This window comes from Ruminococcus sp. (assembly GCF_045129435.1).
GTDB lineage: Bacteria > Bacillota > Clostridia > Oscillospirales > Acutalibacteraceae > Ruminococcoides.
On sequence record NZ_JBGVJL010000096.1, the window covers coordinates 1 to 10,246 of the forward strand.

Below are 10,246 nucleotides of genomic sequence, written 5' to 3' on the forward strand. Positions count from 1 at the left end.
AGTATAAAGCAGAGGTCACCATACTTGTCAGCATAGTGTAAGAAAAAGAAAGCATGGCATTCACCATATCCTTTGGCGGTCTTCTGTTTCTTCCATTGAACACAAAATCATTTTTCTGTTGTAAAATAAGTTCATTAAACACTGAAAAATATCTTGTAGCCGATTCTCCCTCAACTCCTCGAATTTGCTCGGTATCTTTACATTCTGCAATACTAAGCATCGAAGCTTTTAGTTGAGCGGAAACATTCTTTAATTTTTCCACATCAACAGAATTTGGATAATCTCTTGTAGCTCGCTCTATTACCCAGCGTGAATTAAAAATTTTACCGTATATAATATTCTTTGCAATAGCAGTACATTCGTCCTCATTGTCGGAAAGTCTGTACTGTGTTTTTCTTAAAATAACATTTCCGCAATAAGGGCCTGTAATTCCGGCAATATATCTGCCACTTCTGCTCATAAAAGAAACGCTAATGCTATTTTCTGCACATTTTCCAAGCAAAGCAGGACTGATTCCGCCGTATCCAAAGGTTACAATAGCTTCAATATTATGAATTGGTACTCTTGCACATTCTTGTCTGTCTATTGATATAACAATATTTTCTCCATCAAGGGATAAATACCTGTCCGTTGAAGTAACATAGAGCGTATTAAGCAATTTTTTCATAATTATTCCTCTGACATATCTTGCATATATTTATTTACAGACTTAATCTTAGTAAGCTTTGGAATACAAAGATCTCTCAATGAACAAGCTCTGCATTTCTTTGATTGCTTTACCTTTGGAGTATATTTGCGTTTGTAAAGTGAGTGCATTTCATCAAGGATTTCATTTAATCTGTTGCGTATTTCATTGGTAAATTCTACTCTCAAGCGATGTTTTGTTTTACCATAAAAAATATCAAGCTCATTAATTCTTGTGCAAAACATATTTTCAAGACAAATTGCCTGTGCCGCTGCCTGTAAAATATCTTCATCGGTTTCTTTTGGCTCTCCATGTTTATACTCAACAGGTATTATAGAATATTTTCCTTCTTTACCATAAATTACAGCACCATCATCAGCAGGAATAAATTCTACAACATCACAAACGCCATATATACCTGCTTCATAAGATACAACCTGCATACCTCTTGAAATTACTATTCCGTTTCTTGTTTCAGAAAAAGAATTATCGTGAGCATTTTTATGCATAATTTCACCGCTGACAGTGAACATATTTTCCGCCCATAGCTGTTCAATATGAATCAATGCCCACTGTCTGCGACAAAACACAAAATGCTGTATTCCCGATATGCTCAGTATACTGTCATCATCGTACATCATTTAATAATACATTCTACCTCATCAGGAATTAACTGTGTATCAACTGAAAAATCATAGTCAGCAAATTTTCGTGCAACCAAAACATCAGGTTTCTTTTGAATATTGATTGCATCAAACAACTTATAAGATGGGCAATTTCCGAGTTCATTGCTATGCTTGAAAATAACAAGCTTACGAACTGCCATTTTACCTCTTGCAGCAGCGTGATCAAACTCAAACATATTTATAATTGCATTCCAAAGAAGTTCGAGGTCATCTTCTGAAAATCCGGTAACCTTACGGGCAAGGTTTGCAGAAATATAGCCCTCTGCAATATAAACTCCATAAGGAACGATAAACTTATTTCCCATTGTATTTACCTTATTTTCCGCATCACTCTCAGTTGTTACCGCACATCGTGTAATTGTAACTTCCTGTGGAACAACAGGATCAATAGAGCGGGCAAAGCTGAGCTGAACAGGGCCTCTCACCTGACCACAATTCATATTATTAGCTACAAATGTAGTCATTACCGCACCAAAGGTTCTTATATCAAAAAATTCCTGACACATAAAATCTCTGATTTTCAGGTCAAGATCAGGATCGGTCTTTTTAAGTCCCTTGATTTTATCCTGCATCTTCTTTTTGTCAGTTTCAACCTCAATATCAAAATTTTCAAAAGCAGATTGATCCTTTTTGTTTAAGGTTACACCGCTTTTAATATAAATTTTGTAGCCGTCCTCTCCTTCTTTTACTGTATCAACATAATCCCTGATTTTTCTTTTAAGACATACATCAGTTACGATACCGTTACCGGTTTCTGGATCGACTCTTGGCATATTGCCTGCATCAGGGTCACCATTCGGATTTCCGTTTTCTACATCAAAAATTATTGCAAAATCATATTTATTCTTAATTACATCAGCCATTATTCTTTTCCTCCTTGCTTGTAAATCTTTTCTGTGTCTGACCGTAATAACCGAGCTGGAACATTCCCTTTTCCTCAAGTGTAAGTTTTACAGGAAATTTTTGTGTAAGCTCCTCAATTTCAGACATAGTTTCTGTCAGTTGTTTTGATAGATAAATACTCTGTCCTGTAGCAAGCTTCTTTAAATGATTTTGAGCAAGTTCAATAAGCAAAGGAAAAACCAATGCAGGAGTTGAGCTTGCAGATGCAAAATATCTATCTCGAATGGTTGCCTTTATACCTGGATTTGCCGCGTTCTGAATTTCCTCAAGATTTGAAAAAAGAACTCCAAGCAAACTTGCTATCTGTTGTCTTTTGTCTGTAGATTCCAAAGTTAAGTCCTCCTTGTATTTCATATTATAATTTTTCATAAGATAGGCTTTGATTGTGGAAGCCTTTCCCCAATTAATATTATGTTCTGCTGAAATTCTGCTTTCCACACCGGTAAACAAAGTATTTGGATATGGCATTCCGTTGAGAATAGCATTAAGCACATCACCTGCAAGATGTGGCTTACAAGCCTTGTCCCTAGAATTTTTGTTGACAGTTTCATTAAGCATCTGCCACAAGGTTATATTTGAACGGGTTTCAAAGCTCGGCTTTACTACCTTCATTCTCTCCTCATGTTCTAAAACATTTTCCATAATTTTTCCAAAAGTATTTTTAATGAAAAATCTTACGGATAATCGTGCTGAGTTAGGAGAAATTCCAAGAATGTAAAAGTTGTTGTCAGGATCAAGCGGTACATCATTCCATAATACCTTTTGTCCATTTGTCACTTTTATTAGCGTGCTTATCAAAGTTTGGTCTGACATTACATTTTCATCATCAAATATTCTAAAAAACGCATCTTGATAGGCAGGCTCAGCGTCCTCTGTCCAGCACACAATAGTTGTATCGCCGACAAAAAGACGATGGTCATTGTCTGCAATCAGTTTATTCAAAGCTGAAGTATAAGCAAATGCTGCATATTCGCTGACTGGTGCATTATATCCCTGCGTTTTTCCGAACGATTCAAACGCTGCACCATTAAAAGATACAAGCGAAGCACCTGCAGATTGAGCACCTCTGACATTTTTAATCAAAGGATGAGTCCTTTCAATAGTATCATACCTGCCGGTTACAAGGCATACACCCTTTTCACTGTCTGAGCTATTTTTGTGTCTGTCCCAAGCTGAACATATTTCTTCTGATTTTATCGGACTTTTTCCGCTCGGCATAAGGAGAAGATTTACACCTTTTTTTAAAATTTCATCAATAACAGCATCACTGCAGTTAAGTTTCTTGAGCAAAGTCTGAACATCATCAGGCTTATTGTCAAAGAATTTTTTAATAATCTGTGAATATTCGTCGCTACAATCATTAAGAATACTTAAATGCTTGTTCTTACAGTTTTCATAAGAATTTAATGCTCTGTCCGGCTTTCCGGAAGAATCATAGCCAAACAAATAGGTAGCGTTATCATACAAAAAATTTGAATCTACTCCTGATGAACGCTTTACCGGCATAGGTAAACTTACAAGTCTTGGAACTTCTTTTTTGCCATCAGCTGTTTTTTGCTTTAAATTTACAATATCATAGACTATGCCGTTTTCGTCAATACATAGTCCATATGAAATTTTCACAGGACTCCAGCCTGATTTCTCAATCAGTCCTTTTTCTGCAAGACTTTCATAAAGCTTAACTAAAGATTGCAAAAGCATTATTTGTACACCTCACAATCATTCAAATCGAGCACACCGTTTTTAAGTACAGCGTTAAAAAACATTGGTGTAATTTCGTCTTTACTATATTCCATATCATAAAGCATAAGTCCTAACTCTTTTATAGTATTCGGATATGCTGTAGGAACATAAGAGGACTCCCATCTTCTGAATTTCACTGGAAATTCTCTGCAACCAAAATACGGCTGATGATAGCATTGACCTTTCTCAAGTCTGCGTTTCATCATTTCCTGAAATTTAGCAGGATTGTCTGTAGGGCTTGCATTCTCGGTCATTTCAAAATGTGCCTCAATTACATAGTGAACATCTTTTAGCACCAGTGCTGCACGCTGCTGAATATCAGACTTTGTATCAATATATAAATCTGATTTTTTTCCGTTCACTGCCGCTCTCACATTATTTGCGGATATTTTAGATTTCACTTCGTTTCTGCGAATGTTTGAATATTTAATCGGATTCAGAACATAAATCTTATCAATATGCCACCTCATACCCGGATGCCATAATATAGCATCAAGTATTCCCCTTGCGGCAGATGGCGTCATAACATCATATGTCATTCGTTCTATTTTCAGTTCTGGTCGATTAAATGCTGCATATGGTCCAAACACTTCAACCATAATTGACAAGTTTATCACTCCTTTCGGTTTTGTCTGTAGTTATAATATATCACAACATTATTATACTGTCAATAACTTTTTTCATTTTTATTATATTTAATGAATTTGACTTGTAATACTTTATATGCTATGATTTACTTGTCTGCGTTAGCAGTGGATTGAAATATTTTAATTATTTTTTTCACAAAACGGGAGTAAGAGCGATCTTGCTCCCTTTTTGTTTAACAATTAATAAAATATTCCTGTTCCTAACTGTGCATCAGGGAATTCTATTCCTTTTTCCTGAGAATAATATTTATTATCCGCAAGTATAAAAAAGCTTCCGTCAATAATTTCAATAGCAGACGCATCATCAAGCTTTTTAAATTCATATTCATACAGATTTACACCATACTGTTCAAGTTGTCTGAATAAATCCTTACAATACTCTCCGTTTCTCAATGAGGCAATAAGGTTTTTATTTTCTTCAGTTACGATATATACCGTTCTTGTGTTGTTATCAATAAGTTTAAATTCTTTGGCAATTTTATTAAATTCAAATTTTTCATAACCTTCAACAATACTCTTATTATCAAACGGAATCTGTTTATCTGATGTACTTGAAATATCATATATTTCATATAGATTTTCAAAATACATTTTAATTGCATCAGATTTATATATTTCATTTCCGTATTTTCGGATAACATCTCTGGCGGCAACTGCATTTTTCTGCTGAAAATCTATAACTTCTGTGGTATCAAATATATGAACGATACTCTCATTTCTTGGATTTTTATTTTCTCGGTTACATCTTCCGCCTGCCTGCAAAACAGAATCTATACCCGAAATTGCTCGGTAAACAGTTTTAAAATCAATATCCACACCTGCTTCAATAAGAGTTGTAGAAATCACTCTGCAAGGTAAGCCTTTTTTTAGTCTGTCTTTTATGTACGCAATTTCTCTTTTTCTGTGTTTTGGATACTTATGCGTTGAAAGGCAAATATTTCCTTGATCATCACCAATCATATCAAAAAGCACTTTGGCATGCTTTTTGGTATTTACAATACACAATACCTGATTTTCCTCTCTGAGTCTTGCAGCAAGTTCGTCATTTTCAAGTTTACCTTCATAAACAAACTCTGCTCTTCTGAATTCTTCAATATACTTTTCTTTGTCTATGCTGCATATTTCAGGTATTTGATAATTAGGCACATTTTTATTATACAGTCCAAAAAAGCCGTCAAGATTTGGCTGTGTGGCTGTGCATAGTACAGCGGTAGCATTGTACTTTGAGGTAAGCTCATTAATTGCTCTTACACATGGTTTTAGATAATCTACAGGCAACATCTGTGCTTCGTCAAAAATAATTACACTTTCTGCAAGATTATGCAGTTTTCTGCTTTTAGCCGGTTTATTGCTATATAACGATTCAAAAAACTGAACCGCCGTTGTTACTATAATCGGTGCGTCCCAGTTTTCGCAGGCAAGCTGCTTTTTATTAACAGTTTCACTATTCTCCGAGCTGTCATACACAACATTGGAATGATGTTGAATAACATTCTTACTTCCAAGTATTTTCTCAAAAACCTCGGCATTCTGCTCAATAATGCTTGTGTAAGGGATAACATAAATAACACGCTTTCTTTCGTGAGTATTCTGCACAGCATAATTTAAAGCAAAAGCGAGTGAAGAAATAGTTTTTCCACCGCCTGTGGGTACAGTTAAGGAAAATAAATTCTCAGCACGCTTAGCGGCGTTTATACATTGTTTTTGAATATCTGTTCTTAAAATGTTAAGTTTAGTAGTCGGTGTACCGAATTTTTCTATGTATTTATTCAGCCTGTCAAGCAAAACAGGTATTTCATCATAACCATCTCTGACTACTGAATTATCAGACATAAATTTTTCTGTGCATAAAAAGTCCGAATCTACAAGGCACGAAAACATCATATGAGTTAAAAAAGCAAGACCATAATTCCCATATTGAGCAATTTTCTGAGCAAAGTGTTTATTTTCATTGACAGAATATTCATTAAAATTCGGCTGTTCATTTATCCAGTATGAATAATCTTCAATACTATTATCTTTCAACTTACCAAGCAAAGTACCCGTTTCGGCACTGTCACCGGGTGTTCCTCTGTCAGGCAAACCGCCATGATGTCCTGAAATGCAAAAAGCTGAAATAACATTTCTTGATTTACCGGCAGTAATAGCCCCTGCTGTTGAGTGATTAACTTTTATATTTTCATTTCTGATTCTTCTCTGAAACTTGTCGCTGTATTTGCCAATATCGTGTAGTTTACCGATATAATAAGCCAAATCACCAAAGCCAAATGTCTCAGCAAATTTCTTTGACATTTCAGCCGTTTGAGTAAGATGATCAATCAACAATTCTTCTTTACCGTCAGTTTCATTTCTTTTATGAGCAATGTAATCCAAAGTCGCACCTTCATTTCACGATTTATACAAATTTTATATTTAATATTTCATTTTTTGAGTACTATTGATATTATATCACAAAATATAAGAAAATAAGATAAATTTATGCAAATTAGCTATAAAACTTTTGCTTGCTGTTTTGTGCATTGTGTATAATACAATTTTGTTTAGTGTTTACATACAAAAACAGCCGACAAAAATTAATGTATCGGCTGTTGGTTTATATAAGTTATGCTGTTTTACCTGTGTAGAGCTGGTAATATTTACCCTTTTGCTCAATAAGCTGTTCGTGTGTACCCTTTTCAATGATTCTGCCATGCTCAAGTACGATAATACAATCTGAATTTCTGACAGTTGAAAGCCTGTGGGCGATTACAAATGTTGTTCTGCCCTTCATCAGCTTATCCATACCGTCCTGTACAATTTTTTCTGTACGGGTATCAATAGAGCTTGTTGCCTCGTCAAGAATAAGTGCCGGTGGATTTGCAACGGCCGCTCTGGCGATTGCAAGCATCTGTCGCTGTCCCTGACTGAGGTTTCCGCCGTCACCTGTAAGAACTGTATCATAACCATGTGGCAGTTTACGGATAAAGCTGTCTGCATTTGCAAGCTTAGCCGCTGCAATAACCTCTTCATCGGTAGCGTCAAGTCTGCCGTAACGGATATTCTCCATTACTGTGTCGGTAAACAAGTGGGTTTCCTGCAATACAATACCAAGTGAGCGTCTTAAATCAGCTTTCTTGATTTTGTTAATATTTATGCCGTCATAACGGATTTTACCGTCCTGAATGTCATAAAATCTGTTAATAAGGTTGGTTATTGTGGTTTTACCTGCACCGGTTGAACCAACAAAAGCAATCTTCTGACCCGGCTTTGCGTAAAGGTCAATGTTGTGGAGTACCATTTTATCATCTGTATATCCAAAGTCAACATCATCCATTACAAGGTCGCCCTTGAGCTGACGGTAGTCTGTTGTACCGTCATCACTATGAGTGTGTTTCCACGCCCATATACCTGTTCTTTCCTCAGATGGCTCAATCTTGCCGTCAACAATTTTTGCATTTACAAGGTTTACATAGCCGTCATCTTCTTCTGGTTCTTCATCAAGGAGTTTAAAGATTCTGTCTGCACCTGCAAGAGCCATAATAATACTGTTAAGCTGCATACTAATCTGGTTGATTGGCTGGCTGAAGTTCTTGTTGAATGTCATAAATGCAACAAGACCGCCGAGTGTGAGTCCTGCAAAATGATTAAACGCAAGCACACCGCCAACTATAGCACAAAGCACATAGCTGATGTTACCAAGCTGAGCATTGATTGGCATAAGAATATTCGCAAATTTGTTTGCATTATATGCACTGTCAAAAAGTTTGTCGTTAAGCTCGTTAAATTCTTCAACTGCTTTATTCTCGTGATTAAATACCTTTACAACCTTCTGACCGTTCATCATTTCCTCAATGTATCCGTTTACCTTACCAAGGTCATCCTGCTGAGCAGTAAAGTATTTGCTGCTCTTGCCACCGATTTTACCTGAAACAATAAACATTACGGCAACCATAACAAGAGTTAAAAGTGTAAGAGGGATACTGATTGAAATCATACTTACAAGTACAGATATAATTGTAATAGCACTTGAAAAAAGCTGTACCATACTCTGGCTTATCATCTGGCGAAGAGTATCAATATCGTTTGTATATACCGACATAATGTCGCCGTGTGAATGAGTATCAAAGAATTTGATTGGCAAGCTTTCCATATGTGAGAATATGTCAATTCTCAGATTACGCATAGTACCCTGAGTTACATAAACCATAAGCTTAGAATACGCAAAGGTTGAAGCTGCACCGAGCAAATAAAAGCCTGCTACTCTTGCTATTGCCATAAGCAACGGAGTAAAGTCCGGTGAGCTTGTATTCATAAGCGGAGTAATGTAATCATCAATAAGCGACTGAATAAATAATGTTCCCTGCACATTTGCAAGAACGCTGACGATAATACAGATAAATACGATTATCATATGAATTTTATAATTTTTAAAGGTGTAGCCTAAGATTCTTCCAAGAATTTTACCCGGATTTTTTACCTTTGGCTTTGCACCCATCTGGCGTCTTCTGCCACCACCCATTGGACCTGGCATTTACATCTCCCCCTTTGCATCAAAATCACCGCTGCCCTTGGTTTGAGCATCATAAATCTCGGTGTAAATATCATTATGATTGAGAAGTTCATCGTGAGAGCCCATACCGCTGATTTTACCGTTATCAAGAACAATTATCTTATCGGCATTCTGTACACTTGAAATTCTCTGAGAAATAATAAGCTTAGTTGTATTAGGAATTTCCTCTGCAAAAGCCTTTCTGATTTTAGCATCTGTAGCGGTATCTACAGCACTTGTTGAGTCGTCAAGAATAAGAATTTTAGGCTTTTTAAGCAACGCTCTTGCAATACAAATACGCTGTTTCTGACCACCCGATACATTAGTACCGCCACGCTCAATGTGGGTATTGTATTTGTCAGGGAAGGTCTGAATAAAATCATCTGCACAAGCAAGCTTGCAGGCATTGATACATTCCTCTTCTGTTGCGTTTTCATTACCCCAACGCAGGTTATCTAATATTGTACCGCTGAAAAGTACATTTGACTGAAGCACTACCGATACCTCGTCACGAAGCTTTTCAAGGTCATATTCCTTTACATTTCTGCCGCCAACAAAAACTTCACCGCTTGTTACATCGTAAAGTCTGCCTATGAGGTTTACAAGGCTTGTTTTTGAACTGCCCGTACCACCTATAATTCCGACAGTTTCACCCGACTTAATTTTCAAGTTGATATTATCAAGCACAGGCTCTTCGCCGGTTTCGTTGTAGCTGAAATATACATTCTTAAATTCAATGCTGCCGTCAGAAATATTTTCTATAGGATTTTCGCCGTTTGTAAGGCTGCTCTTTTCATTAAGCACACCTGCAACACGCTTTGCACTTGCACCGCTCATTGTAATCATTACAAATACCATTGCAAGCATCATAAGTGACATAAGAATGTTCATACAGTATGTAAGCATACTTGTAAGCTCACCTGTTGTAAGTGTTGAACCGACAATCATATTTGCACCAAGCCAGCTGATTGCAATAATACAAGCATAAACTGTAAGCTGCATTACAGGCATTACAGATACCATGCAGTTTTCAGCCGTTACAAAAAGCTTGTAA

The 10,246-nt window shown here is 36.4% G+C and carries 8 protein-coding genes; all 8 read right to left on the reverse strand.

Going from position 1 to position 10,246, the window contains the following annotated elements; translation table 11 throughout:
- Positions 1 to 667, reverse strand: a 667-nt coding sequence (gene cas1 / locus ACJMMI_RS04575) for a CRISPR-associated endonuclease Cas1 (protein ID WP_405353963.1), incomplete at its 3' end; no start/stop codon positions are given.
- A 2-nt stretch (positions 668 to 669) separates the two neighbouring features.
- Positions 670 to 1,326 carry a CRISPR-associated protein Cas4 gene (gene cas4 / locus ACJMMI_RS04580; RefSeq protein ID WP_405353965.1) on the reverse strand — a complete coding sequence of 219 codons (657 nt, stop codon included), beginning with the start codon at positions 1,324 to 1,326 and terminating at the stop codon, positions 670 to 672.
- Positions 1,323 to 2,234, reverse strand: coding sequence for a type I-C CRISPR-associated protein Cas7/Csd2 (cas7c, locus tag ACJMMI_RS04585; RefSeq protein WP_405353966.1), 912 nt, complete (start codon positions 2,232 to 2,234; stop codon positions 1,323 to 1,325). Before cas7c ends, cas4 begins: the two co-directional genes overlap by 4 nt.
- Positions 2,227 to 3,975 (reverse strand): type I-C CRISPR-associated protein Cas8c/Csd1, encoded by a 1,749-nt coding sequence (gene cas8c / locus ACJMMI_RS04590; protein ID WP_405353967.1) that lies wholly within the window; start codon positions 3,973 to 3,975, stop codon positions 2,227 to 2,229. Before cas8c ends, cas7c begins: the two co-directional genes overlap by 8 nt.
- Complete coding sequence (cas5c, locus tag ACJMMI_RS04595) at positions 3,975 to 4,625, reverse strand: type I-C CRISPR-associated protein Cas5c (protein WP_405353968.1); 651 nt, start codon at positions 4,623 to 4,625, stop codon at positions 3,975 to 3,977. The genes cas8c and cas5c overlap by 1 nt, the downstream gene beginning before the upstream one ends.
- A 219-nt stretch (positions 4,626 to 4,844) precedes the next feature.
- Positions 4,845 to 7,037, reverse strand: coding sequence for a CRISPR-associated helicase Cas3' (gene cas3, locus ACJMMI_RS04600; RefSeq protein WP_405353970.1), 2,193 nt, complete (start codon positions 7,035 to 7,037; stop codon positions 4,845 to 4,847).
- Between the two features lie 229 nt (positions 7,038 to 7,266).
- Positions 7,267 to 9,174: an ABC transporter ATP-binding protein gene (locus ACJMMI_RS04605; protein ID WP_405353972.1), complete on the reverse strand. Its 1,908-nt coding sequence runs from the start codon at positions 9,172 to 9,174 to the stop codon at positions 7,267 to 7,269.
- A partial coding sequence (locus ACJMMI_RS04610; protein WP_405353974.1) for an ABC transporter ATP-binding protein occupies positions 9,175 to 10,246 on the reverse strand: 1,072 nt, incomplete at its 5' end.